This is a genomic window from Microbulbifer sp. SAOS-129_SWC, assembly GCF_039696035.1.
Classification (GTDB): domain Bacteria; phylum Pseudomonadota; class Gammaproteobacteria; order Pseudomonadales; family Cellvibrionaceae; genus Microbulbifer.
Genome location: NZ_CP155567.1, coordinates 2218856 through 2244910 on the forward strand (window position 1 = coordinate 2218856; position 26055 = coordinate 2244910).

Here is a 26055-nt window from a genome sequence, read left to right on the forward strand (position 1 = left end):
ATTGCCGGAGGTTTCTCCAGATTCCTTGCTCGTTCCTGCAGAACTTGAAGTGTGCGCTTGTTAAGAAAGTGACACTATTTTATGTTTTATGAGCATCGAACAATGCGTTAGTCGGCGAGCTGGTACATGTCGTATTGGAATCCTGAATTGACTGGCGTTATTTATCGATTCGTTGCGACCGTACATATTGCGTAGTGTGGAGAGAGTATGTCATCTCAACATCCCCTGACAAAAGATATCCGTTTGATTGATGTGATGGCGGCACTTGTTGATCCAATACGCTGTGGCGTTGTCCGCTGCCTATATGACGGTAGGGAGTATGGCTGGGGTGATATCAGTGCGCCAGTGGCAAAATCGACGTTAAGCCACCATATGAAAGTTCTGCGAAGATCTGGATTGACCATGACTCGGGAGGAGGGGACTCGCTGTTTTGTTAAATTGAGAATAGGTGACCTGGAAAGCAGGTTTCCTGGATTTTTGTCTGCATTTATTGCTTCCGCAGAGCTGGACGATGTTGGTTCCCAGGTGAGTATGCACCGCACGTAAATTTCAATGTAATAGAGTTTTCGGTAGATTTTTTCTTTATTGTTTAACGATATGGTTAGTGAGGCTTGGCATGGATGATTTCAAGGATAAGGTAGTCATAGTTACGGGTGGAAACGCGGGCATTGGGTTGCAGGCCGCAAAGCGGTTTGCCGAGCGTGGTGCAAGAGTACTGATAACTGGCCGCAGGGAGGGTGTCTTAAGAAAGGTAGAAGCTGAGAACCCGAATATCATAGCGTTGCAGGCGGACTCCAGCGATTATGATTCAGCGGAAAGAATCGTGAATTTTGCGGTAAAGGAGCTGGGTGGAATTGATGTGTTGGTGAATAACGCTGGTGCCGGTGCCATTCTCCCGGTAGAGGAAATTAACTATAAAGCGTTAAATGACGTGTTTAATGTCAATGTGTTTTCTGCGGCCATGCTGGCGAAATTGAGCATCCCCTATCTTGAAAAGTCGGGGGGTTCCATCATAAATATTTCCAGCACCTTCGGCCATAAAGCCGGTGCACAGCTCTCCATCTATGGCGGGAGTAAGGCGGCAATAGAGTATATGACCAAGTCGTGGGCACTGGAGTTGGCGGCGAAAAATATTCGTGTTAACGCGATTGCTCCGGGACCGACGGAGAGCCAGTTCCTAAAGGAAAGGATGCGCCTTACGGACGAGCAGATATCAGCCGTCAAAGAGCAGGAAAAGAACGCGATTCCGCTGGGACGGCGCGGAGTTCCGGAAGACGTCGCACACTGGATTGTCGAGGTGGCCAGCCCGCGTGCTAAATGGTTGAGCGGTCAGATCGTTAGTGTTGACGGTGGACTTTCCGAATCATAAAAATTCTGAAAGGGTGAATGGCAATTTTAGCGCAGCAACTCCCGGCTAAGGCGGGAGTTGCTGTTTGTCCTGCCGGTGATCTTCAGAAGGCGTATTTCACTGCTAGTAGTACATAGCGGGTAGGGCCCGGGATAGTGTTGCTTTGCCGGGCCCTTACCGGCCATCCGGTTCTTTCAGGTTGGTTAGATTGACTCTGGCACTGGAGTGGCAGGGTCGACCGCGAAGCGCCCGTAGCGCAGCGCGAGGCTGGGCATCACCAGCAGGTTGAGTGCGGTGGAGGTGAACAGGCCGCCGAGGATTACCCAGGCCATGGGCCCCTCGATCTCGCGGCCCGGGTCGCCGCTGCCGATTGCCAGTGGCAACAGCCCCAGCGCGGTGGCCAGGGCCGTCATCAGGATGGGCGCGAGCCGCTCGCCGGCGCCGCGCGCGGCGGTGTCGGGGCCCCACTGCAGTCCCTCCACCGCCACCAGGTGCTGGTAGTGGGACAGCAGCATCACCGAGTTGCGCAGGGTGATACCGAACAGGGTGACAAAGCCCACCAGTGCGCCCAGCGACAGGCCGCCGCCCCCGGCGAAGGCGGCGATGACACCGCCGGCGAGGCCGAAGGGCAGGTTGAGCATCAACAGCGCCAGGTTGCGCACGCGGCCCAGCACAATCCACAGCATCAGGCAGATGGCCACCGCGGCGATCAGCGAATGTACGACCAGGTCGCGCACCGAAGCCGCCTGCGCCTCGGCGGTGCCACCGAACTCGATATAGTGCCCCGGTGCCAGCTGGACCTCGTGCGCAATTTTCCGTTTTGCCTCGGCGACGAAGGACGCCACGTCGCGCCCCGCGGTATTGGCGGTCACCGCCTGCACCCGCCGCGCACCGTCGTGCAACACCAGGTAGCGCCCTGAGTCGGTGTAGACATCGGCGAGCTGGTCGAGGCGCAGGATCTTGCCCGCGCCGTTGCGCAGGGGCAGGGCGCGGATGTCCTCGATGCGCGTGCGCTGTTCCGGCGCCAGGATCACGCTGACATCGAACACGCGATTGCCGTCGTACACCTGCCCCACCACCTGTCCCTTGCCGGCAGTCTCGATTGCCTCCAGTACATCCACCGCGTCGAAGCCCCACTGCGCCAGCGCCTCCGGCCGCAGGCGGATACCGATTTCCGGCATGCCCGGCGGTGCCGGTATCTGCACCTCCGCGGCGCCGGGCACCCGCCCCAGCACCGCGGCCACCCGCTGCGCCTCGCGATCGAGGGTGTCGAGGTTGTCGCCGTAAATATTGATCACCACCTCGGCGGTGTAGCCGGACAGGGTTTCCTCCACACGTTCGGTGAGGAAGGTGTTGACCGCGAAATTGACTCCGGGAAAATTCACCAGCGCTTTGCGGATGTCCGCCAGTGCGGATTCCGCCTCTCCACCGGACAGCGGTTTCAGCGGCACCTCGAACTCGCTGTAGTGGGTGCCGTTGGTGTCATCCGCCAGTTCGGCGCGGCCGACGCGCTGGCTGACCGAGCGCACGAACGGCAGCTTCTTTAACGCGGCACTGACCCCGCGACCCAGGCGCAGGGATTCCTGCAGGGAGGTACCGGGCACCGCGGACATGTGCACGATATAGTGCCCCTCCTGCAGCTCCGGCAGGAAGCTGCCGCCCAGAAACGGCAGCATGGCCAGCGCCGCCAGCGTGAGCAGCGCCACGGCCACGATCACCGTGTGGTAGCGGCGCTCGACGCCGGCCACCAGGTCGCGGTAATGCCGTTTCAGCCAGCGCACCGGCGGCGCATCGCGCTGTTCCAGTTCGCCGGCCGGCAGCAGGGTCAGGCACAGGGCCGGGGTGACGGTGATCGCGACCAGCAGCGAGGCGAGCGTGGCGAGCAGATAGGCCGTGGCCAGCGGCGAAAACAACCGGCCCGCGAGCCCCGGCAGGGTGAGTACCGGCAGGAACACCAGGGCGATGGCCAGCGTTGCATAGACCACCGCACTGCGCACTTCCAGCACCGCGTTCAGTACCCCCGGCAGCAGCGCCGCGGGCGACGAATTGGCGGGGGACTCGCGCAGTCGCCGGTGCACGTTTTCCACCACGATGATGGCGTCGTCCACCAGCAGGCCCACGGCGATCGCCAGACCACCGAGGGTCATGGTGTTGAGGCTGATGCCACGCAGGTTCATGACCGTGACTGCGGCCAGTAACGACAGCGGGATGGCGGTCAGCGCGATGGCCGACGTGCGCCACTCGAACAGGAACAGCACCACCACCGCCACCACCAGCAGGCCGCCGAAAGCGAGCGAGTGGTACAGGTTGGCGGTGGCGGTTTCGATGAAGTTGGCGGGGCGGAATATATCGCCGTGCAGTTGCACCCCTTCGGCCTCCAGCGCCGGGCGCAGCTGCGCCAGCGAGCGCTCCACGGCGCCGGTTACCGCCAGGGTATTAGCGCTGTACTGCTCGGAGATCACCAGCTGCACCCCCGGCTTGCCGTTAACGGTGGCGGCGCCGGCGGTGGGCGCCGGCGCCGCGCGTACCTGTGCCACGTCACCGAGGGTCAGGTCGGCGCCGTCGTGCTGGCGCACCAACGTGGCGGCGATGGCATCGGCATCCGCCGCCTGGCCGTAGCTCTGCAGTACGATGCGCTGGTTGGCGCTGTCGATAAAGCCGGCACCGCGCACGCCGGTGGCGCGCTCGGCCGCGGCGCTGACGGCGGTGAGTGACAGGCCGTACTTGCACAGTTTTTGCGGATCGACCTGCACCTGGTACTGCTTCACGTCACCGCCGAACACGGCCACTTTGGAGACACCGTGTGCAGCCAGCAGGCGCGGTTTCACGGTCCAGTCGGCGAGGGTGCGCAGATCCATCAGCGAATGTTTTTTAGAGGTCAGGCCGACCACCATCATCACGCTGGTGGAGGAGGTCAGCGGCGACATCACCGGTGCTTTGACCCCGGCCGGCATTTCCCCGGTTAGCGCACCCAGGCGCTCGCCCAGGTTCTGGCGGTCGCGGTAGATATCCGTGCCCGGATCGAAAGTGGCGGTGACCACCGACAGCCCCTGGATCGACTGGGAGCGCAGCTGGTCCAGGCCCGGCACGCCATTGACGGCATTTTCCAGCGGCTGGGTGACCAGCACTTCCACCTGCTCCGGCGCCAGCCCCGGTGCCTCTGTCTGCACCGAGACCTGCGGCGGCGCGAATTCGGGGAAAACATCGTAGTTGGCGCGGCCGATCTGGTAGAGGCTGTAGCCTGCCAGCAGTACCGCCAGTGCGATCACCGCGCCCCGGTAGCGCAGCGAGAAGCCGACCACACCGGCGAGGGCGCCGGCTCCGGGAGTCTCGCGCATCAGTCTTCGTCTCCCACCTGGATCTGGCTGCGCAGTTCCTCCGACAACAGCGCCTGCGCGCCCCGGGTTACTACCCCGAGCGGCGCCTGTCCCGGCACAAACCAGCCATCGGTGACCGGCTCACCGTCGCGCAGCGCCTGCCGCACAAAGTGCCCGGGGGTGCGCTCGGCGTAATACCAGCGCACGCCCTGCCAGGACACCACGGCCGCGGCCGGGATTGTCACCCCGGCGCGGGGTTTACCCTGCGGCAGCTGCGCCGCGAGTACACTGCCTGGCAGCAGGCCCGCAGCCGCGGCGCTGTAGAAAAAGGTCGGGCCCTGGATGCGCGGATCGGCCTGCGGCGCCGGGGCTATCAGTGTGGCGGGCCGGGATTGTCCGTCGTCGCCGATGACGCTGGCGGTGACCGGCGGTGTTTCCAGCTGGTGATTGGCGGGCAGGGCGATGCGCAGCAGCACCAGCTTCCCGCGCGCCAGGTCGAGGAAGCGCTGCGTCTCCCGTGTCGTCGCCGCGGTAAGGGCATCGCCCCAGGTGCTGCGGGCATCGCGGATGACGGCGTCGGTCTCTGCGCGCGCGGCCCGCAGTGCTGCGGCGTCGCCCCGCCAGGTTGCTTCCGCAGCCTGTAGCGCGCGGTCGGAAAGATTGCGGTCGTCGCCGTGCAGCGCCTTTACGCGCTGGTATTCACGCCGCGAGGCCTCCAGTGCGGCGGCCTGGCGTTCGGCCTCCGCGGCCGCGGCGACATAGCGGCTGCGCAATTCGATCAGTTCGCGCGCCGGCTCCACCGTGGCCAGCGCATCCAGCCGCGCGCTGCGCTGCGCCTGCGGCAGGCGGGCGACGCGGATACCCGCGCGCCGCTGCGCCTCGTCATCCAGCACCACCTCGCTGCCGTTTTCGGTGGCGACCACCCGCGAGGGTGATGCGAGCGGTTTTTCGCTCTCGCGCTCCTGCGCCAGTTCCTTGCGGCCCTCGATAAAGCCCCAAATTATGAGTGCCGCGACGACGATGGCGATACCGATGGCAAGCGGCAGCCGGGGCATTCTTCTCATCGATTGCGGTTCCTTTTCATTGGCTCACGGCTTAATTAGCTCACGGCGTCTTATTTGGCGTACGGCGTCGACAGTGCCGCGGATGCGTCTGCGCCGAGCGGCAGGCGCAGTGCATCTTCCAGTTGTCCGAGGCTGCGGTTGGCCTCGATCAGCGCGCGCGTGCGGGCCTGCTCGGCGGCGGCGGTCTCGTAGCGGGCCGAAAGCCAGTCGAGCCGGTCCGCCTCGCCGGCGCGGAAGGCGGTTCCCGTCGCCTGTTCGTTGTGTTGCTGGCGCTGCAGCAGCGCCTCGGCGTCGCGCAGTATCTGCGCGGCGTGGCGGTATCCGGTCAGTGCGGTGTCCAGTTCCGCGATGGCTTCTGCCTGCGCGCTGAGGAAGGCCGCGGCCGCCACCTGGCGTTGTGCGCGCGCCTCGGCGATGGGGCCGCGATTGCGGTTGAGCAGCGGCGCCAGCAGCGACAGGTCCAGGGTCCACTTGCGCTCGCCCTGGTCCCAAAGATAGCCGGGGCCGATGTTCAGGTCGGGGTACTGCCGGGCGATTTCCAACTGCAGGTCCGACTGGGCGGCCTCGTAATCCGCCAGTGCGGCGAGCACGTCCGCCCGATTCAGCAGCGCCAGCTGGCGCGCCTGCGCGTCGGGCAGCGTTTGTGGTGCGGGCAAACGCGCGAAGCTGTCATAGGAGATCTGTACATCGTCCAGTGCCGCCGCGGGCAGGCCCACGGCGGCGGCGAGGTGGGCGAGATTTTCCGCGCGCGCCTTGCGCGCCTCGCCGAGAGACAGGGTGGTGCTGTCGAGGTCCAGTTGCGCCCGGGTCAACTCCGGGCGCGAGGCGTAGCCGGCATCCAGGCGGCGCTGCAGGATGGCGGTGATCTGCCGCTGCAGGTCGCGCTGCTGCTGCAGCGCCGTTTCCTGCGGATAGGATGCCAGCAGGGTGGCGCGCACTCGGCTGCGCACCTGCCACAGGGTGTCGACTTCGCGCAGCTGCGCGGCGCGCGCGCGCGCCTGCGCGGTATCGATGCGCAACGGGCGTTTGCCGGCCGTTTCGATTGGCAGCTGCAGGCTGATGCCATTGGTCCAGGGCGAGATATCCTCCGGCGGGTTGGCGCTGTGCTCGCTGGAAACATCGGCGGTGGGGTTGGGGCGGCCACCGGCGCTGATCACTGCTGCCTCGGCCGCCAGGCGCCGGGCCCCGGCGCGGTCGATGTCCGGCTGGTAGTAGAGTGCAGTCAAAGTCAGTAGCGGCAGGTCCCAGGATGCGGGCGGCCACGCGGCGGTTTCGCCGCCAGCGTCAGTACCGCGGATATAGCGGTGCAGGCCCGGATCGTCCAGGCGGCGCTGTTGCAGCGCCGCCTGTTGCGCGGCCGGATCCAGGGGTTCGGGTGTGTAGCTGGCGCACCCGGCGAGTGCCAATAAAAGTGCCAATAGCAGAAAAGTGGCGGTGAACCGTTGCTTCATGACTGTGCCGTTACCTGGCGAAAATTTTCCTGCTTCGCGTGGCGATTTAACCGCTGGCGAGCAGTCGGCGCAAATCCGCCGTTACCGCGGCGGTCGGGTCGCCACTGCGGATCAGCAGCTGCGCGTTGCCGGCGCGGTCGAAGGCGAACACGGCACTGGCGTGGGACACGGCGTAATTGCCGTCGGCATCCTTGTCGCCGTAGCCGTAAGTGACACGGTAGCGGCGCGTCAGCGCGGTGAGGGCCGTCTTGCTGCCGGTGAGCCCGATAAACTCCGGGCCGAAGGCGTCGGTATATTGGCGCAGGCTTATCGGGTCGTCACGCGCCGGATCCACCGACACGAACAGCACCTGCAGGTCCGCGGGTGCGCCCTTGTGCTCCGGGTCACCCAGCTGCCTGGCGATCCCTGCCAGCCGCGCGAGGGTGGTGGGGCAGACTTTGGGACAGTGGGTAAAACCGAAAAACAGCAGCGTCGGTTTGCCGCGGTAATCTGCGGCGCTCACCATGCGCCCGTTTTCGTCGGTGAGCTTGAATTCGAGCGGCGGCATCAGCCCGGAGATATCTTTGGTTTGCCAGCCGCGGTCACCACAGCCGCCAAGTAAAAGTGAGAATAGCGAGAACAGTGCGAGCAGCGCCAGGGCGCACATCCGTATCCATGGTTGGTCAAATTGCCGCATTGCCGGCCTCCGCCTTATCGGTGTCCACATTGTTGGGGGAGCTGACGGCGGCGCTGCGCTGGCCGTGCAGGAGATACCTGAGCACAATCAACGTGCCGACCACGCTCATCATCGCCGCCGGAATCCAGGTGAGCAGGCCGCCGAGTTGCTGGTCGGTCAGTGGCGGGAGCGGCCAGGCGCGCCCGCATACGGCGTAGACGTCGTACAGCACGTGATCGCTGAAGGTGATATAGGCCCCCAGCGCAATCTGTGGTGGCATCACCGCGACCAGAATGGCAATGCGCTTGCCGTAGGCGAGACCGCCGGCGCCCGCGGGGCGCGGGTCGAGAATCAGCCACCAGAACAGCAGCCCCTCGATGGCCATGCTCCAGTTCATCAGGTCGTACAGTGGCCGGCTCAGCATGGCGTCGAAATGCACGGCCGGCGTCAGCCAGAAATAGATCAGGCCGACGAACAACAGCGGTGCGACAAATGGATGCTGGATGGTGCGGTACAGCGGCCGCAGCACGCGGCCGACCGCGTTCATTGCCGGCATGCGGGTAAGGAATGGTGGCAGCCCGGCGGTGAGGATTGGCAGCGGTGCCGCCAGGGCGATCAGAAACGGTGCCAGGTGGTGCAGTACCAGATGCTGGCCGCGGTGGGTGAAGAACATGTACTGGGCGAGGTAGTCGTAACGCGTCTGCGTCACTGTATAGATGGCGGCGACACCGAGCAGGAAGGCGAGCGGTCGCCAGAAACCGACCGGCGTTCCGCGGCGGCGGCGCTGCCGTATCCCGCGCAGGTAGAGTGCAATGGCTCCCAGGCAGGCCAGGAACCAGCTGGCGGAAAACTCCCACGGCAACAGGCTGTTCAGCATCGAACTCCACTCTCCGGAAAGCGACGACTGCCGGCAATTCCCTAGCGCGCTTGCCCGCTGTCGGGGATGCCTCTGCCACAACAGTGCCATAAAGGGGCACGATTTGCACCGGGAATATGGCGGGCAACCCATTGCCGATACCGCGCGCGCAACTGCCCGCGGAGTGCCGGCGTGATAGGCTGATGAAAGTGTCAGCGTTTAGCCCGGCCAGAAAGCGTGCCCGGTTGCAAACGTGTGGGCGAACAACCAGCAGGGGTAAATCCGATGAAATCCATTGCTCCCAATGCCCTCGGCGTTGCCATTGGTGCGCTGTGGGCGCTCTATGTTTTCTTCTGCGGTATCACTGCGCTGTTCGGGTGGGGAACCACCCTGGTCGAGGTACTCGGCTCCCTGTACATCGGTTATGGGCCGACCCTCGCGGGTGCCGTGATCGGCGCGGTGTGGGGATTTGTCGACGGTTACATCGCCGGTGTGGTGATTGGCTGGATTTACAACAAACTGTCCAAGTGAGCTCCCTGGAGAGCACTTAAACTCCCCGGGCGATGGCCGCATCGAGCGGCCGCCTATTGCGCCTTCAGCGCCAGAATCCGCCGGGCGCCGTTGAGGACGATCAGCCCCACAATGGTCCCGATCACCAGATCCGGGTAGCGGGACCCGGTCCAGGCGACCAGGGCACCTGCCGCGATGACACCCAGGTTGATCAGCACGTCGTTGGCCGAGAAAATCCAGCTCGCCCGCATATGCGCTCCGCCTTTACGGTGTCTGGCGATCAGCATTAAACACGCGGCATTGGCGAGCAGGGCGAGCAGCGCGACGGCCATCATCAGTTGCGATTGCGGCTCGCTGCCGAAGACAAAACGCCGCGCCACTTCAGCGAGTACCCCAAGGGCCAGAATCAGCTGCAGCACGCCGGCAAAATGGGCGGCGCGCACCTGCATTTTTACGCTGTGCCCGACGGCGTAGAGCGCCAGGCCATAGACCGCCGCGTCGGCAAGCATATCCAGGGCGTCGGCGATCAGCCCGGTGGACTCGGCAATTACCCCCGCGGCCAGTTCCAGCACAAACATCAGCGCATTGATCGCGAGCAGTAAACGCAGGCTTTTCGATTCATCTTCGGCCGGCCCCGCGGGCGCTTCCGTTGCGGTCTGTTCATCGGCGGCGTGGGATTCCAGCAGGCGGGCACCCAGCCGCAGGCGCTGGAGTTTGTCCGCAATCGGGGCGGGCGCACCGCTGTGCACGATTTCCAGGCGGCGGTTGGGCAGGTCGAAAGACAGTGTGTGAATGCCGTCAAATTCGCTTAATGCGAGGCGAATCATCCGCTCTTCCGTGGGGCAGTCCATCTTCGTGACGGAAAAGACGCTCACCCGATTGCCGTGCTGCGGGGACGCGGCTGCGCTGTCTCCATCGACGGCACTGCCTTCCACTGCATCGCCATCGACCGCCGGTGCCGGGGGGCAGGCACTGTTGTCGCCACGGGTTTTCTCCACGATACCTCCAACTTCACTATTTGGATATTTCTGCGCTGGCTTCACGGATACGCGCCAGCTGCACGAAGGGTAGCGGATAGTTACCGCGGCGTCTCCAGCGCGCGAATCCCCGCGGCGAGCAGGCCGGCGAGATCGATGGCATTGGTCGCGTGCGGAATGGAGTTGCAGGTAACCACGCGCGCCGCGCTGGCGGCCAGTTGCGCCGCGGCCGTATCGGCGAAGACGCCGTGCACGGCGATGCACACCGCCTTCGGCAATCCGAGCTGCTGCAGCTGCTTCAGGGTTTCCAGCATCGTGTGCCCGCTGGAGACGATATCGTCTACCAGCACTGGCGTGTGGTCGCGCCAATGGTCGATATCCGGCGCACTGACTTCCACATCCCGATCGCCGTGGCGGGTTTTATCCAGGACCGTGCAGGGGGCTTCCGCGCGCTCGGCTACCGCCTGCACCCATTGCGCACTTTCGCTGTCGGGGCCGATCAGCAGCGGCCGCTCGATATTGGCCGCGATCCACTGCGCAATCAATGGCGCCGCCTGCAGGGCCCGAGCGGGAATCGTGTAGATCTCCGACAGCGATGCATAGCGGTGCAGGTGCGGATCCACGGTAACCAGCGCATCGACGCAGGACGACAGCAGGCGGGCAAAATAGCGCGAGGTGATCCCTTCACCGGGGTGAAAGCGTTTGTCCTGGCGCATATAGGGTAGATAGGGCGCCGCCAGCAACACCGATTCCGCCCCCAGGTCGCGCAGGGTCTGCGCGAGTAGCAGGGCCGGCAGGGCGTTGCGATCCGGCTGGTGCAGGTCTGCGAGCAGTACCACTGTGCGTCCGGCAACCTCGGCGCGTACGCGAAAGTAGCTCTCGCCATCGGGAAACTGGCGCCGCTCCAGCCGGCCTTCGACCGCGGCCAGGCCCGCTGTCACGGCTTCGGCGAGGGTGCGATTGGGGTGCAGGTTGAACAGGAAATCGGTCATTGCGCGTCCCTGCCGATTGCGCTGCCGGGAAAGCGCAGCAGCGGGCGCGGGTCGGCTTTGCCTGCCAGGGCTGCGAGCTCGTTGGCTTCCAGCCACTCGGACAGTTCGACCTCCAGCAGCGCGGCGAGTGATTGCAACAGCTGTAACCAGCTGCAGCCGTTGGCGAACAGCATGCCTTCGGTATCCAGAGTGCCGCCCTGGTTGCGGTAGCCACAACAGGTGTGTCGACCGCCGCCCGGCAACAGGCCGGTCAATGCTTCGGGGCGCGTGTGGCAGGCCACCAGCGTGGCGGTGGCGGCAGCGGGAAACAGTGCCGCGACCAGCGATGTCTCCGCCCCCGCGGCCCGCTCGCGCGCGTCGCGGAAGTCGCGACGAAAGCGCCCCGGTTCCAGCAGGCACACCAGCGCGGCATCGACGCCGCGCTTCTCCAGGCGCTGGTAGGCCAGCAGACATTGCTGCAGCTGGTACGCGCCCACGGCGACCAGGCGCACGCTGGCGGCCGCGCGGCCCTTCAGCAGCAGGGCGCCGTCGCGCACCAGTTGTTGCGCCTGCTCGCCGTCGAGCAATACTGGCAGTTCCCGTTTCGGCACGACCAGCGCGTGCAGTTCCCCCTGTCGCTGGTAGCAGTCCGCCAGCGCCGCTGTGGCGCTGTTGGCGTCTACCGGGAAGCGCACCACACTGGTGTCGGACAGTTCGCCCAGCATTGCCTCGCACAGGGTGGGGTCCTGGTGGGACTGTTCATTCTTGCCGTTCTCCCAGGTGTGCGAACTGAGCAGGAAGGGCACCGATAGCCACCGGGGCGGCCGGCCGGCCTCTTTCTGGTGGCGCGCAAAGATCAGCTCCTGGCGGATGATGCCGAGCATCTTTACCGCGAAGGCCTCATAACTGACCACCAGATTGATACCGCCCTTGTTGCCCAGTGCCGCGCAGGCCACGGCTTCCTCGTTGAGCGCGGTGATCACCGCGCCGTCGACAGCCTCGTCACTGCCGGCTTCTGGCACGTATACCCGGTGACGGAAGCGCTCCAGCGTGCAGTAGAAGCGGTTGCTGTGCAGCTCGTCGGGGTTGCCGATGCGCACCCGCCACTCGGGATTGGCGGCGGTGACGGCGACAAAATAGCCGTCGAGCGCCGCCATCGGCGACTCGCGCTCGTCGGTGGTTTTCCAGTCCGGCGGTGGCAAATGCTGCAGCTCGACCGCGCGCCTGCCCAGCGGGTGATCTTTTTCCTGCGGGCGGTTCTGGGCGGCGTGGTCGGTGAAGTAGGGCAGCACCGCGAGCAGCTCTCTCTCCTCGATAAACAATTCGGCGGTGCCCGCGTTGAATTCCCGGCGGGCGCCATCGTCCTGTGCCGGATTGGCCGACAGCGGCAGGCTGTGCGCGCGGTTGGTGCCGGCCCCCGGAAAGCCATAGCCCTTGGGGGCTTCGGCGATCACATAGTGCAGCGGCACGGGGTAGTGGGCGCTGCCATTTTTGATCGCATCGACGCAGCCCTGCAGGCGCTCCTCCGCCTCGAAAATGGCCCAGGCAAACGCCGCCGGGTCGGTGCCGTCGATCAGCAGCGGGTCGAAACCGTTCAGGCGCAGGTGGGCGGCGAACCAGTCGACGCCGCCCTGCTGGAACAGCGTGGAGCGCTGTTCGATGCGCCGCCCGTTGGCGATCATGATGGGGGTGACCAGACCACAGTCCTCGGCGCGCCACCAGCGCGGCGCCCAGTCGCTGCCGCGCTGTTCCTCGAAGGCGCCGTCGCTGACGAAGGCCACCAGCCGCTCGCCGGGCAGCGGCATATGCACATACTGCAGTTCGGCAAAGCCCAGGTAGCCGCCCTCGAGAATGCCGCCGGCGGTGTGCACATTGACGTGGCTGCCCAGCGGTGACGCGGGGTGGCCGTGCGCGTCGAGCGCGTAGGAATAGAAATCCTGCACCAGCCGGGTGAGCCCGGCATCCGACCAGCCGTAGCGGTCCGCGTGCGCCGCTTCCATATTGCCCACCAGCAGGTTGCAGGCGTCGATGGCGGCAACGCAGTGGCCCTGGCCCATCAGCCAGCTGCGGGTGATGCCGCCGAGGGCGTTGGCGGCCAGGTAGCCGATATAGCCGGGCACCATATTCAGGGCGCCGCCGGAGTGGCCCTGCGGGTCGGCCTTGAAATCGCCGGCGACCAGGGGGCGGCCGTCGATATACACGCGCTTGGCATAGGTCATGTGCACCACCAGCCACATGGCCGCGAGTGCCAGGCGGTCGGCCGCCGCCAGCAGCAGGAACACGTCCGCCCTGTCGCCGACGGCACCGCGCTGCTCCAGGTCGCAGGCCAGGCGGAACACGTTGACCTGGGTGTCGGCGCGGTGGTGGATGACACCGCAGCCCGCGGCCCAGGTGGCGAAGTCGGCGTGATGCTCGCGGTAGCTGCGCGCCTGGCGCTCCTGTCTGTGCCACTGGTGCATATTCCGGTTCATTACCCGCTCCGCTGCTGTGGCACCGACAGCGCCGTGGTGACTTTCCGGTGCCGTTTCGCCATGCTCACAACTAAGGTTAAATGACAGTAATAGTCGAGTCGGCAACGGGTGTCTTCAGCCTGTTGTTGCTGTGTATTGGCGCTGGCATCTGTTGCCGCCAGGCGGTGTCGGTCGTCAGCGGGATCGGCAGGCGGGCGCGTGTCATCGGTCACGGAGGCAGGAATGAAACAGGATGGCAAACACCCTTCGGGCGCGAAGTCGCGGAAGAAAAAGTACAAAAAGGAGCTGCGCGCGCTGCAGATCAAGCTGGTCACGCTGCAGCGACACCTGATCCAGCACGACCTGCAGATTGCCATCCTGTTCGAGGGCCGCGACGGGGCGGGCAAGGATGGCACCATCAAGCGCATCATCGAGCACCTGAGCCCACGGGAGACGCGGGTGGTGGCACTGGGCAAGCCATCGGACCGGGATAACGCCAGCTGGTATTTCCAGCGCTATGCCTCGCACCTGCCGTCGCGCCAGGAAATGGTGCTGTTCAACCGCAGCTGGTACAACCGCGCCGGCGTCGAGCGGGTGATGGGCTTCTGCACCGACCATGAGTACCGCGAGTTTATGGATGCGGTGGTGCCGTTCGAGACGATGCTGGTGCGCTCGGGGATCCAGATCATCAAGTACTACCTGGATATCGATAGAGAGGAGCAGCGCCAGCGCCTGAAGGCGCGCAAGGTGGACCCGCTCAAACAGTGGAAGGTCAGCCCGGTGGACAAGGTGGCGCTGAAGCACTGGGACGAGTACAGCGTGGCCCGCAACGAAATGCTCGCCCGCAGCCACAGTGAAATCGCCCCCTGGTACGTGGTGTGCGCCGATGACAAGAAAACCGCGCGCCTGAATGTCATCCGCCATATCCTGGCCACGGTGGAGTGCCCGGAGTCGGATCAGCAGGCCGAGGCTCCCGATCCCGATATTGTCTTTCCCTACGACGGCGCGCATCTGCTCAGCGGCAAGATTGCACCTTGATGGCACCGGGTCAGGGGGGCAGGGGGCGCCGCCAAATTCCGCGCTCCGCGGGGGGCGGCCGGGTAGCGGCTATTCCCCGGAGGCGCTGCCGCCGATCCTCTGCTGCAGGTAGTCGACGGTGTCATCGAGGCTCTGCAGCTTGTTGTAGTCCTGTTCCGGAATATCCAGCTGGAACTCCCGTCCCACGGCAATGGCGAAATTCAGGAAATCCATCGAGTCGAAGTCGTACTGATCACGGATCGGCGTTTTCGCCTCCAGCTGCTGCGGGTCGATGTCCGGCGCCACTTGCAGCAGCTTTTCCAGGGTCAGGGCCCTGATCTCGTCGCGGGTCATAGCGCTTCCGGCTCCTGTAGCAATCGATCCAGTTCGGTCAGGAAGATGCCGCCGCGGTGACCGTCGCTGACGCGGTGATCGGCGGCGAGGCTGGCGTTGATGATGCGGCGCAGCTGCGGCTTGCCATCGACCGGCCACACGCGTTCGACGATGGAGCCGAAGCCGACAATCGCCACCTGCGGCGGGTAGATGATCGGGAATACGGTTTCCACACCCTGTTCGCCGAGGCTGGTGACGGTGATGGTGGCATCCTGCAGCTCTGTTGCGCGCAGGTGGCCGCCGCGGGCGCGGTTCACCAGATCGGCGAACTCCGGCATCAGCGCGTCGATACCCTTGTCCTGCACACTGTGCAGTGCCGGTACCACCAGGCCGCCGCTGCGCAGCGAGATGGCCACGCCGATATGTACCTCATCGTGCCGTTGTGTCGCGCCGTCGATAAAGAAGCCGTTCAGCTCCGGGGTTTTCTGCACTGCCCGCGCCACCGCCTTCAGCAGCAGTAGTGCGTAGACGGCGCGCTGCTGCAACGGGCGTTCCGCATTGTGCGCCTGCAGCCAGTCGAGTGCGCGCGACAGGTCGATGCTGGTGGAAAGATAGTAGTGCGGAATTTCCCGCTTGGAGTGCGCCACGGCGGCGGCGATGGCGTGGCGCATGTCGCCCGCGGCAGGCCTCTCAGCGGGCTGCGGCCTGGTCGCCGGGGCCGCGGGGCCGGCACTGTGCACCACGTCCTCCACGCTGATGGCGCCACCGGGGCCGCTGCCGGTTATACCGCTCGGGTCGATACCCAGCTCGCGCGCGCGGCGGCGTGCGGCGGGGGAGATGCGCAAGCGCGCGTGCGCCGCTGTCGTTGCGCCGCCGCGCTGTGCGATTGTCGAGGCAGGCGGCGCGCTGGACTTTTCTGTTTTTTGGGACGCGGGTTGCTGCGCGGCAACGGCCCCTGCGGCCGTGTCTGCGGTTTCGCCCTCGACGCTGTAGGTGGCGAGCACCGTACCCACCGGAACCTTCTGATCCGGCTGTACGAGGATGTTGTCGAAAGTACCGGATTCGAAAATTTCGATATCGATAATGCCCTTGTCGGTCTCCACCGCGGCGACGATATCGCCTTTTTTCACGCGATCGCCGGGTTTGACGAACCATTCCCGCAGTGTGGCGGATTCCATATCCGCGCCCAGGGAAGGCAGGTGAAAGTCAGACATTGCGGGCCATTGCCTCACGCGCTGTTGCCGCGATGGTTTCCGCCTGGGGCAGCGCGGCCTGCTCCAGGTGCCTGGCGTAGGGGATGGGTACTTCGGCGGTGCACACCCGGGAGAGCGGCGCGTCCAGGTCGTAAAAGGCCTGCTCGGCGATGCGCATGCCGATTTCCGCGGCGAGGCTGCCGCTGCGCCAGCCCTCATCCACCATCACCGCGCGGCGGGTCTTGCGCACCGAGGCGAGAATCGTCTTCTCGTCGAGTGGCCGCAGCGAGCGCAGGTCGACGACCTCGGCGCTGATTCCCTCCTGCGCCAGTTGCTCCGCGGCCTGCAGCGTCTTGGGCAGATTGCCGCCGTAGGTGATCAGGCTGATGTCCTCGCCGCCGCGGCGCACGGCGGCGCGGCGCAATTCGGTCACCGGCAGGCTTTCATCCAGCTCGCCCTCCATGTTGTAGAGCGCGTTGTGCTCGAAAAGGATTACCGGGTCCGGGTCTTCCAGCGCCAGCGCCAGCATGCCGCGCATATCCTCCAGCGTGGCCGGGGCGATCACGCGCAGGCCGGGGACGTGGGCGTACCAGCATTCCAGGCTGTGGGAGTGCTGGGCGGCCAGCTGGCGGCCGGCGCCGGTGGTCATGCGCAGCACCACCGGCACATTGAACTGGCCGCCGGACATATGCCGCAGCGTGGCGGCGGTATTCACGATCTGGTCGAGGCACAGCAGGCTGAAGTTGACCGTCATCACCTCGACGATCGGCCGCATGCCGCCGAGCGCCGCACCGATACCGGCGCCCACAAAAGCGGATTCCGACAGTGGCGTATCGCGGATGCGCGCCTCGCCGAACTCCTGCAACAGCCCCTTGCTGACCGCGTAGCAGCCGCCGTAGCGGCCCACGTCTTCGCCCATCAGGAAGACCCGTTCGTCGGACTGCAGGGCGTCGCGCAGCGCATTGCGCATGGCTTCGCGATAGGTGGTTTTCATTGCACTTCCTGTGAATTTATCTGCAGGATTGGCAGGTGCTCGGCGTATTCCATTCGATTTTTCCGTTAGCGCAGCCCCAAAACACTCCTGTCCGTTACTCGCGTCCGGTGTAGACGTCCTTCATCAGATCTTCCTGCGGCTCCCAGTGACCCGCCTCGGCGAAGGTGGTGGCCGCGCGAATTTCCTCGGCGACGTCCTTTTCGATCGCTTCGAGTCCGGGCCTGTCGAGCAGCTGCTGGGCCTGCAGGCGCGCGCTGAGGGTGGCGATCGGGCACAGCTGTTTCCACTGCTCCACCTCCTCCTTGCTGCGGTATAGCTCCGGGTCGAACATGGAGTGGGCGCGGAAGCGATAGGTACGCATCTCGAGGAAGGCGGGCACCCGCTGCTCGCGCACCCTGCGCACGGCATCGCGCATGGCGGTATTGACCGACATGACGTCCATGCCGTCCACCGCCGCGGAGAAGATGCCGTAGGCGGCGGCCTTCTGGTGAATATCGGTGACTGATTCGGAGCGCGCCAGTGCGGTGCCCATGGCATAGAGATTGTTTTCACACACGAACAGCACCGGCAGCTGCCACAGTGCCGCGAGGTTGAGGGATTCGTGGAATTCGCCCTCGGCAACCGCGCCCTCACCGAAAAAGCAGGCGGTGACCCCGGGTCGCTGCTGCATCTTGTCCGCCAGCGCCAGGCCGACGGCGAGCGGCAGGCCGCCGGAGACGATGGCATTGCCGCCATAGAAGCGTGTCGCGGCATCGAACAGGTGCATGGAGCCGCCACGGCCCCCCGAGCAGCCTTCGCGTTTGCCGTACATTTCCGCCAGGATCGCGTCCATGGCAATGCCGCGCATCAGCGCGTGGCCGTGTTCACGGTAAGTGGCGACGACGGCGTCGTCTTTGTCGAGCTCCGGGATACAACCCGCGGCCACCGCTTCCTCGCCGATATACAGGTGCAGGAATCCGCGAATCTTTTCCTGGCCGTAGAGTTCCGCGCACTGTTCCTCCATGCGGCGGATGCGGGTCATGTCGCGCAGCCAGCGCAGGCCCTGTTTGCGGCCGATCTGCGAGGGCTTGTCGGTCATGATTTGCCCTCCAGGGTCGAGGTGTCGCCCTCGGGCAGGCCCAGTTCGCGCGCCTTGAGCAGGCGCCGCATGATCTTGCCGGAGCGGGTGCGCGGCAGGTTGTCTTCAATCTGCAGCTGCCGCGGCGCCACCGCCGGGCCCAGGCGCTTGCGCGCCAGCGCCAGGATTTCCCGCTGCAGCGTCTCATCCGCGCTAAAACCGGGCTTCAGCGACACGAATGCTTTCACGGCCTGTCCGGCCACCTCGTCCGGCACGCCGATCACCGCGGCCTCGGCCACGGCCGGGTGTTCCATCAGTGCGCTCTCCACCTCGAACGGGCCGATCAGGTGGCCGGAGGATTTGATCACGTCGTCGGCGCGGCCGACGAACCAGAAGTACCCGTCTGCGTCGCGCCGTGCCAGATCCCCGGTCAGGTACCAGTCGCCGCTGAAGCACTGGCGGTAGCGCGCCTCTTCGTGCAGGTAAGCGCGGAACATCGACGGCCAGCCGCGCTTCAGCGCCAGTTCGCCCTCGTGATCCGCTTCCTCGATTACCTCCACCGAACCGTCAGCGCGGCGCCGTACCACGGCGGCCTCAATGCCGGGCAAGGGCCGGCCCATGGAGCCGGGACGGATCGGCTGGCTGAGGAAGTTGGCGATCATGATGCCGCCGGTTTCGGTCTGCCACCAGTTGTCGTGAAACGGCAGGCCGAAGGCCTCTTCCCCCCAGTACACGGCCTCGGGGTTGAGGGGTTCTCCGACACTGGCCATAAATCGCAGCGCCGGTAATGTGAACTGCTGCGCCAGCTCAGCGCCGTATTTCATCATCATGCGTACGGCGGTGGGTGCGGTGTACCAGACGCTGACCTGGTGATCGCGCAGGATGCCGTACCAGCGCTGCGGTTCGAATTCCGCACTGTCGACGATCATGGTGGCGCCGATGGTCAGCGGCGCGATGATGCCGTAGCTGGTGCCGGTCACCCAGCCGGGGTCGGCGGTGCACCAGAAAACATCCTGCGGGTGCAGATCCAGCGCCAGGCGCGCGCTGGCGTAATGGGCCACTACTGCCTCGTGCACATGCAGTGCGCCTTTCGGGGTACCGGTGGTACCGCTGGTAAAATGCAGCAGCGCCGGGTCCTCTGGAGCCGTAGGCTCGATGGTGCACTGGTCGGCCGCGCTCTCGAGCAGCTGGTGGAAGTCCAGCGTGCCGTCGGGCAATTCTCCCTGTGGGGTTTCGCGCACCAGTAACACATGTTGCAGCTGTGGCAGTGCCTCGCGCAGCGGCGCCACCTTGCGCCGGTACAGTTTCTCGGTGGTGACCAGTACCCTGGCGTCGCCGATGGTCAGGCGCGACTGCAGCGGCTCCGGGCCGAAGGCGGAGAACAGCGGGCAGAACACGCTGCCGTTTTTCAGGGTGCCGAGGGCGGTGATGTACAGTGCGGGAATCCGTTCGCTGAGGGCGAAGACGCGCTCCCCCTTGGCGACGCCCAGGCTGCGCAGCACATTGGCGAAGCGGTTGCTGTGCCGGCTGAGTTCGCCATAGGTGAAATCGGTCGCCGCGCCGCTGTTATCCAGCCAGCGCAGCGCCACGTGGTCGCAGCGATCGCCGGCGGCGTGGCGGTCTACGGCTTCAAAAGCAATATTCAGCGCGCCGCCGGGCAGCCCCTGTAGCTCGTCGCGTTCGTGTGCCCAGCTGAAGTGTTCGCGGGCGGAGTGGTAGTCGAGCAGGTTGGGAATCAGTTCCCAGTCTTCGCTGTTTTTGCGGATCGTTTGTCGGGACATGATTTTTCAAGCAAAAATTCGGTAAGCCAGGCTCAACGCTTGGCGTCTTCTTTCAGTTCCGCCACCATCTGGATCAGGTCCAGGATCCTGCGCGCCAGTTCCCGTGACAGGTTGATCAACAGAATGCCGAAATCCAGTGGTCTCTCACTATGCAGGGTGTAGAACAGATCCGAGGTTACCTCCAGCACATGACTGTCGCTGCTGGCGATAGTGGTGCCCGGCCACGGTGTCATCGCGATCATACTGACGAAGCCAATGGCCTCGCCAAAGTGGAAGTCGTAGATATGCTCAATGTTGTGATTGGTTGCCTGGTAGTAGGACAGCGAGCCACTCAACACAATAAAGAAGGAACCCGACGGCATGCCGGTGTCGATCAGCGTGTCGCCCTTGCATAACGCGTGAATACGGCCCTTTTGCATCAGGTAGCTGATGGCTTCGTCGGACAGGGCCCCGAATGCCGCGGCGTCCTGCAAATGCTGAATGCCGAGTTGATCCTGTAAAAGTGCGCCATCTACATATCGCACGATCGCTATCCCACTTTGGCGACCTGTGGCCGAATCTGGTTAAGTATGGGCCACTGTCGACCGGGCTGCCGTGCCCGGCGCGGGATGTGCGCCTGCCCAGCGGAGTGGGATGTGTTTGGTGGGGCGGGGGAACGGGTTTTTCGGCTAATGTTGCAGCATCAGTGAGTCAAACCGTTCCCCAACCGTCTCCCATCATCGCCGCTATGACCGATACCCACAGCCAGCACCATTGGCACTGCCTGCCTTCAGCTGAAGTGGCCGCCCGGCTGAACAGTGGCGAGAACGGCCTGTCCACCGCAGATGCCGAGCGCCGCCTGGCCAGTTGTGGCCCCAACGCGCTGCCCTTGCCGCGTTTGCCGGGATTTGCGCGCCTGTTCCTGCGCCAGTTCGCCAGCCCGTTGATCTATGTGCTGCTGGCGGCGATGCTGGTTTCCCTCAGCGTGGGAAAACTTGCCGACGCCTCCTTTATCGGACTGATTCTGTTACTGAATGCACTGATCGGTGCGCTGCAGGAAAATCACGCGCACCACAGCGCCCAGGCTCTGCGCAAGCTGATGGTGAGCCGCGCGCGGGTAGTGCGCGACGGGCGGATCAGCGAAATCGATGCCGGGTTACTGGTGCCCGGCGACCTGGTATTGCTCGCCTCCGGCGACCGGGTTCCGGCAGACCTGCGCCTGCTCGATGCCAGCGGGCTGGAGGTGGACGAGTCGGTGCTCACGGGGGAATCCCTGCCGGTTTATAAAGACAGCGCAACGCTGGCGGAAGCGACGACACCGGTGGCGGAGCGGGCCAATCAGTGTTTTGCCGGCAGCCTGGTCAGTGCCGGCCGCGGCCGCGGTCTGGTGATCGCCACCGGGCTGCACACCGAGATGGGCAAACTGAGTTTGAGTCTCGAAGCCGCCGAGGAAGTGAAACCGCCACTGTTCCTGCGTATTGAACGCTTCAGCAAGAAACTCACTATCGCACTGTTGTGCACGGTAGCGGTGCTGGCTGCGATCGAACTGATGCGCCAGACACCGCCGCTGGTGATTTTTATGACGGTGGTGGCACTGGCGGTGTCGGCGATTCCCGAGGGATTACCGATGGCGTTGACGGTGGTGCTGTCCATCGGTACCCGGCGCATGGTCAAGCGCAATGTCATCGTGCGCAAACTGGTAGCGGTAGAGAGCCTCGGTTCCTGTACCGTCATCGCCGCCGACAAAACCGGTACCCTGACGGAAAACCGGCTTACCGCCAGTGAAGTGGTCTTCTGCGACGGCAACGGCATAAAAATTGACGGTGGCAGCCTGCCCGTGGATGAAAAGCCGCTGCCACAAGGCGGCGAACTGCTGGCGCGGTTCGCCCGCGTAGCGGCGCTGTGTAATGAAGCGGAGCTGCATCCACTGGACAACGGCCAGTGGCACAGTAGCGGCGATGCGGTGGACCAGGCATTGCTGGTGATGGCGCACAAGGTCGGCTACACGCGTCAGCAATTGCTGCAGGAGCACCCGCTGCAGGTGCAGATCCACTACGAACCGGCGTTTGGTTTCGCCGCTACGCTGCACGGCGATGGCGAGCGGCGCCTGGTGTGTGTAAAGGGGGCGCTGGAGAAGGTGCTGCCCATGTGCACGACGATGGCATCCACCGCGGGGGATGTTCCACTGGATGGCCAGCGCGCACTGGCGCAGATGCACAAGCTGGCGCAGCGCGGTGCGCGGGTGCTGGCCCTCGCGGAGGGCGGTTGGCACGACGCGCGCGCTTTCGAGACGGAGGCGTTGCGGGACCTGTGTCTGCTGGGGCTGGTGGGCATGTTCGATCCGCTGCGCCCGGAGGCGGCCGCAGCGGTGGCGCAGTGTCGCCATGCGGGGATTCATGTATGCATGTTGACCGGCGACCACCCGCACACGGCGCTCAGTATCGCGCGGGAACTGTCGCTGGCGGGCAGCGGCGATGGCGCGGTGACCGGCACCGAGCTGGCCCGGGCCGAGGGCGCTGGGGCCGGCGCCGTGGACGCGCTGACTGCCGGTGCCCGGGTCTATGCGCGGGTGTCGCCGGAGCAGAAGCTGACGATTGTGCAATCGCTGCAGCGCCAGGGGGAGTTTGTCGCGGTCACCGGCGACGGGGTCAACGATGCCCCGGCGCTGCGGGCGGCGCATGTGGGCGTGGCCATGGGCGAGCAGGGCACCGAGGCGGCCAAGGAGTCCGCCGACCTGTTGCTGACCGACGATAACTTCGCCTCGGTGGTGGCCGGCGTCGAAGAGGGACGTATCGCCTACCAGAATATCCGCAAGGTGATTTTCTTCCTGATCTCCACCGGTGCTGCGGAAGTGGTGTTGTTCATATTGACCACCGGCTTTGGCCTGCCGCTGCCGCTGACGCCGGTACAGCTGCTGTGGCTGAACCTGGTCACCAACAGTGTACAGAGTATCGGCCTGGCGCTGGAGCCGGGCGAAGGCGACGAGATGCGCAGGCCGCCGCGACCGCCGCGGGAGTCGCTGTTCAACCCGCTGATGTTGCGCCGGGTACTCACCTCCGGGCTGGTAATGGGCGGGCTGGCCTTCGCTTGTTTTTCCTGGCTGCTGGCACAGGGCTCGACGGTGGAGACCGCGCGCAACAGCGTGCTGTTACTGATGGTGCTGTTCGAGAATGTGCAGGTACTGAATAGCCGCTCCGAGCACCACTCTCTGCTGCGCCAATCCCTGTTCAACAATCCGGTCCTGTTACTGGGCACCCTGGCGGCACAGGGTATTCATATTCTGGCCCTGTACTCGCCGTTGATGCAGCGGGTACTGGGGGTTTCCCCGGTGGGGGCGGCGCAATGGGGCACGCTGCTGGGCGTGGCGTTGCTGCAGGTGCTGGCGATGGAGCTTCTATTGCGGCTAACGAAAGCGCACCGTTAGGGTGCGCGGAGCCCCTGTAAGTGCGCGCGGCACACTTCTGATGGGGCGCGCGGCGCTCCCTACGCGTTCAATTCTTTTTCCAGCGCCGCGACTTTTTCGATGGTGCGGAGCAGCGCATCCGGACTCAGGCTGATGGAATGGATGCCCAGCTTCACCAGATACTCCGCCACTTCCGGGTAATTGGATGGCGCCTCGCCACAGATGCCGGCGGGGATGCCATTGCGCTGCGCGCCCTCGATGGCGAGTTTGATCATGGTCATAACGCCGGGGTCGCGTTCGTCAAAGTCGAAGGCGACGATATCCGAATCGCGGTCGACGCCGAGGACCAGCTGGGTCAGGTCGTTGGAACCGATGGAGATGCCGTCAAACAGCTGACTGAAGGCGTCGATCTGCACCACGTTATTGGGAATTTCACACATCACATAGACTTCCAGGCCAGCCTCACCGGGTTTCAGCCCGTGCTCGGCCATCGCCTGCAGGACCCGCTCGCCCTCGGGAATTCTGCGGCAGAAGGGAATCATCACCTTGATATTGTCGAGCCCCATGGCTTCGCGGGCGCGCTTCAGTGCCGCGCATTCCAGCGCAAAGCCGTCGGCATAGGCTTCGTGTGCATAGCGCGCGGCCCCGCGAAAACCGAGCATCGGGTTTTCCTCGTGGGGCTCGAAATCGGCGCCGCCGATCAGGCGTGCATATTCGTTGGTCTTGAAATCGGAGGTGCGCACGATCACCGGCCGTGGATAGAACGCGGCGGCGATGGTGCCGATGCCCTCGGAGAGTTTCTCGATAAAGAAGTCAGCTCCGCTGTCGCGATGACCGATCAATTGCTCGAGCCGCTCGCGCTCGGCAGTATCCTTGACCCGCTCCGGGTGTGCCAGCGCCATCGGGTGCGCCTTGATGTGCTCGTTGACGATAAACTCCATGCGCGCGAGGCCGACGCCGTCGCAGGGCAGGGCACTGAGGCGGAATGCCTGCTCGGGGCTGCCGAGGTTGATCATCATGCCGGTGCGCGTTTCCGGCAGCGCGTCCAGTTCGGTGGTGGTGACGTCAAAGGGAATTTCACCGGCGTAGACGCGGCCAACATCCCCTTCGGCACAGGACAGGGTCACCGTGTCCCCGTCCTGCAGTGGTTTGTGACCGGACCCGATGCCCACTACCGCCGGGATGCCGAACTCCCGTGCGACTATCGCCGCATGACAGGTGCGGCCGCCGCGCTCGGTCACCAGCGCGGCGGCGCGGCGCATCGCCGGGCCCCAGTCGGGGCTGGTGCTCTCTGCGTACAGCACTTCCCCTTCCTTGAAGTCACCGAGTTGGGCCGCGCTTTCCACCCGGCGCAAATTCCCCGCGGCGATACCGGAACCAATGGCGCGGCCCTCGGCGAGTATGTGCTCGGCAGCGGGTTTGTCGCGCAGCCGGTAACGCAGGAGCTGGTTGCGCGGTTTTTGTGACGCCACTGTCTCCGGGCGTGCCTGTACCAGGTAGAGCTTGCCGTCGTCCCCGTCCCGGGCCCACTCAATATCCATCGGACAGGGCGCGCCGCGCTTTTCGCTGTAGTGCTTTTCCGTCTCGATGGCGTAACCGGCCAGTGTCAGTACGTCGTCGTCGCTGAGACTGAAACGCTGGCGACGGGATTCCGGGGTGTCGATATTGTGCAGTTCCTGGCTGTTCAGGTTCTCGTCGCACACCAGTGTCTGCTGCTTGGCGCCGAGCTGGCGGCGCAGCACGCAGCGCCGGCCGTGTTCGAACGTGGGTTTGTGTACATAGAATTCGTCCGGATCCACATTGCCCTGCACAATATTCTCGCCGAGCCCGTAGGCGGCGTTGATAAAAACCACATCGCGGAAGCCGCTGTCGGTATCCAGAGTGAACATGACGCCGCTCGAGTCGAGATCGGCACGCACCATTTTCATCACCGCAATCGCCAGCGATACTTTGAAATGATCGAAACCATTGCGTTCGCGATAGCTGATCGCACGGTCGGTAAACAACGACGCGAAGCAGCGTCGGCAGGCCTCGAGCAGGCCATCCCGGTCACCGATATTCAGGAAACTGTCATGCTGGCCGGCAAAGCTGGCGTCGGGAAGATCCTCGGCGGTGGCGGAACTGCGTACCGCCAGGCGCAATTGCGGGCCGTACTGTTCACGCAATTCGGCGTAGGCCTCCCCGATTTCCCGATCCACTGCCTCCGGCAGGCCGGCCTCGTAAACCAGGCGCCGCGCTTCCCGGCCAGCCTTTTGCAGTCGATCGCTGTCGTCGGCGGAGACGCCCTGCAGTGCGCTGTGCAGCGCCTCACGCGTATCGCCGTGATCGAGGACGGCGCGGTAAGCCGCAGCGGTAATTGCGAAACCGTTGGGTACGCGGATATTTCTCGGTGCCAGGCTGCAGTACATTTCCCCAAGCGAGGCGGTCTTGCCTCCGACCTCGGCGATATCCTCAAGGCCGATAGATTTGAACCAGCGTACAAACCGTTTTGCTGTCATAGTGATTGCAGCTCCTAAAATTGACTTGTCATTCAACCCGGCACGGTCAGGTTTTTTGTAATCTTGACAATAGCCGAGCACAGCAGGTTTATGCTGTCTCGGTACTGTTTTAGTCCATGCACTTTCGTGGACACCTTTTGGGATGAAAATCCCGCAGCGCCTGTCACTTTCTGACAACCCTGTTAAATACGCATCCAATCG

At 64.5% G+C, this 26055-nt stretch carries 20 protein-coding genes; 5 read left to right on the forward strand and 15 right to left on the reverse strand.

Going from position 1 to position 26055, the window contains the following annotated elements; translation table 11 throughout:
• The first annotated feature begins 207 nt into the window (after positions 1 to 207).
• Together ABDK11_RS09670 and ABDK11_RS09675 are read left to right on the forward strand one after the other, a co-directional pair.
• Positions 208 to 546, forward strand: a complete 339-nt coding sequence (locus ABDK11_RS09670; RefSeq protein ID WP_346840082.1) for a hypothetical protein — start codon at positions 208 to 210, stop codon at positions 544 to 546.
• A gap of 70 nt (positions 547 to 616) precedes the next feature.
• Complete coding sequence (locus ABDK11_RS09675) at positions 617 to 1369, forward strand: SDR family oxidoreductase (RefSeq protein ID WP_346840083.1); 753 nt, start codon at positions 617 to 619, stop codon at positions 1367 to 1369.
• 182 nt (positions 1370 to 1551) lie between these two features.
• On the opposite strand, the gene ABDK11_RS09680 is transcribed toward ABDK11_RS09675, so the two are convergent.
• From ABDK11_RS09680 to ABDK11_RS09700, 5 genes are read right to left on the reverse strand one after another with little or no spacing between them, the layout of a single operon-like run.
• Entirely contained in the window at positions 1552 to 4686 is a 3135-nt protein-coding gene (locus ABDK11_RS09680) for an efflux RND transporter permease subunit (RefSeq protein ID WP_346840084.1), read from the reverse strand.
• Positions 4686 to 5729, reverse strand: coding sequence for a multidrug transporter (locus tag ABDK11_RS09685; RefSeq protein ID WP_346840085.1), 1044 nt, complete (start codon positions 5727 to 5729; stop codon positions 4686 to 4688). The genes ABDK11_RS09680 and ABDK11_RS09685 overlap by 1 nt, the downstream gene beginning before the upstream one ends.
• Before the next feature lie 50 nt (positions 5730 to 5779).
• The gene (locus ABDK11_RS09690) at positions 5780 to 7180 is read right to left on the reverse strand and encodes a TolC family protein (RefSeq protein WP_346840086.1); all 1401 of its coding nucleotides are present in this window, start codon (positions 7178 to 7180) and stop codon (positions 5780 to 5782) included.
• 46 nt (positions 7181 to 7226) lie between these two features.
• Positions 7227 to 7856, reverse strand: coding sequence for an SCO family protein (locus tag ABDK11_RS09695; RefSeq protein WP_346840087.1), 630 nt, complete (start codon positions 7854 to 7856; stop codon positions 7227 to 7229).
• Positions 7843 to 8712, reverse strand: a complete 870-nt coding sequence (locus tag ABDK11_RS09700; protein WP_346840088.1) for a cytochrome c oxidase assembly protein — start codon at positions 8710 to 8712, stop codon at positions 7843 to 7845. The genes ABDK11_RS09695 and ABDK11_RS09700 overlap by 14 nt, the downstream gene beginning before the upstream one ends.
• A 264-nt stretch (positions 8713 to 8976) precedes the next feature.
• Between ABDK11_RS09700 and ABDK11_RS09705 the strand changes: the two genes are divergently transcribed.
• Entirely contained in the window at positions 8977 to 9222 is a 246-nt protein-coding gene (locus tag ABDK11_RS09705; RefSeq protein WP_346840089.1) for a bacteriophage holin, read from the forward strand.
• 53 nt (positions 9223 to 9275) lie between these two features.
• Here ABDK11_RS09705 and ABDK11_RS09710 read toward each other — a convergent pair whose 3' ends face one another.
• The 3 genes from ABDK11_RS09710 to ABDK11_RS09720 all read right to left on the reverse strand — a co-directional run bounded on the left by ABDK11_RS09710 (position 9276) and on the right by ABDK11_RS09720 (position 13620).
• Positions 9276 to 10199: a cation transporter gene (locus ABDK11_RS09710; RefSeq protein ID WP_346840090.1), complete on the reverse strand. Its 924-nt coding sequence runs from the start codon at positions 10197 to 10199 to the stop codon at positions 9276 to 9278.
• Positions 10200 to 10279: 80 nt separating this feature from the next.
• Positions 10280 to 11170: a ribose-phosphate pyrophosphokinase gene (locus ABDK11_RS09715; protein WP_346840091.1), complete on the reverse strand. Its 891-nt coding sequence runs from the start codon at positions 11168 to 11170 to the stop codon at positions 10280 to 10282.
• Positions 11167 to 13620 (reverse strand): xylulose 5-phosphate 3-epimerase, encoded by a 2454-nt coding sequence (locus tag ABDK11_RS09720; protein ID WP_346840092.1) that lies wholly within the window; start codon positions 13618 to 13620, stop codon positions 11167 to 11169. Before ABDK11_RS09720 ends, ABDK11_RS09715 begins: the two co-directional genes overlap by 4 nt.
• Before the next feature lie 222 nt (positions 13621 to 13842).
• On the opposite strand from ABDK11_RS09720, the gene ppk2 reads away from it, so the two are divergent.
• On the forward strand, positions 13843 to 14637 hold the full coding sequence (ppk2, locus tag ABDK11_RS09725) for a polyphosphate kinase 2 (protein ID WP_346840093.1): 795 nt from the start codon (positions 13843 to 13845) through the stop codon (positions 14635 to 14637).
• Positions 14638 to 14706: 69 nt separating this feature from the next.
• Here the strand turns inward: ppk2 and ABDK11_RS09730 are convergent, their stop codons facing one another.
• The 6 genes from ABDK11_RS09730 to ABDK11_RS09755 form a co-directional block, all read right to left on the reverse strand.
• A complete protein-coding gene (locus ABDK11_RS09730; protein ID WP_346840094.1) occupies positions 14707 to 14970 on the reverse strand; it encodes a phosphopantetheine-binding protein in 264 nt (87 codons plus the stop codon).
• Positions 14967 to 16163 (reverse strand): dihydrolipoamide acetyltransferase family protein, encoded by a 1197-nt coding sequence (locus tag ABDK11_RS09735; RefSeq protein ID WP_346840095.1) that lies wholly within the window; start codon positions 16161 to 16163, stop codon positions 14967 to 14969. Before ABDK11_RS09735 ends, ABDK11_RS09730 begins: the two co-directional genes overlap by 4 nt.
• Positions 16156 to 17136 carry an alpha-ketoacid dehydrogenase subunit beta gene (locus tag ABDK11_RS09740; RefSeq protein ID WP_346840096.1) on the reverse strand — a complete coding sequence of 327 codons (981 nt, stop codon included), beginning with the start codon at positions 17134 to 17136 and terminating at the stop codon, positions 16156 to 16158. Before ABDK11_RS09740 ends, ABDK11_RS09735 begins: the two co-directional genes overlap by 8 nt.
• A gap of 94 nt (positions 17137 to 17230) precedes the next feature.
• A complete protein-coding gene (gene pdhA / locus ABDK11_RS09745) occupies positions 17231 to 18214 on the reverse strand; it encodes a pyruvate dehydrogenase (acetyl-transferring) E1 component subunit alpha (RefSeq protein WP_346840097.1) in 984 nt (327 codons plus the stop codon).
• Positions 18211 to 19974: an acetate--CoA ligase gene (acsA, locus tag ABDK11_RS09750; RefSeq protein WP_346840098.1), complete on the reverse strand. Its 1764-nt coding sequence runs from the start codon at positions 19972 to 19974 to the stop codon at positions 18211 to 18213. The genes pdhA and acsA overlap by 4 nt, the downstream gene beginning before the upstream one ends.
• 32 nt (positions 19975 to 20006) lie before the next feature.
• Positions 20007 to 20498: a Crp/Fnr family transcriptional regulator gene (locus ABDK11_RS09755; RefSeq protein ID WP_346840099.1), complete on the reverse strand. Its 492-nt coding sequence runs from the start codon at positions 20496 to 20498 to the stop codon at positions 20007 to 20009.
• A 161-nt stretch (positions 20499 to 20659) separates the two neighbouring features.
• On the opposite strand from ABDK11_RS09755, the gene ABDK11_RS09760 reads away from it, so the two are divergent.
• Positions 20660 to 23377, forward strand: coding sequence for an HAD-IC family P-type ATPase (locus ABDK11_RS09760; RefSeq protein ID WP_346840100.1), 2718 nt, complete (start codon positions 20660 to 20662; stop codon positions 23375 to 23377).
• A 59-nt stretch (positions 23378 to 23436) separates the two neighbouring features.
• On the opposite strand, the gene ppsA is transcribed toward ABDK11_RS09760, so the two are convergent.
• Positions 23437 to 25854 carry a phosphoenolpyruvate synthase gene (ppsA, locus tag ABDK11_RS09765; protein WP_346840101.1) on the reverse strand — a complete coding sequence of 806 codons (2418 nt, stop codon included), beginning with the start codon at positions 25852 to 25854 and terminating at the stop codon, positions 23437 to 23439.
• Positions 25855 to 26055: the final 201 nt, after the last annotated feature.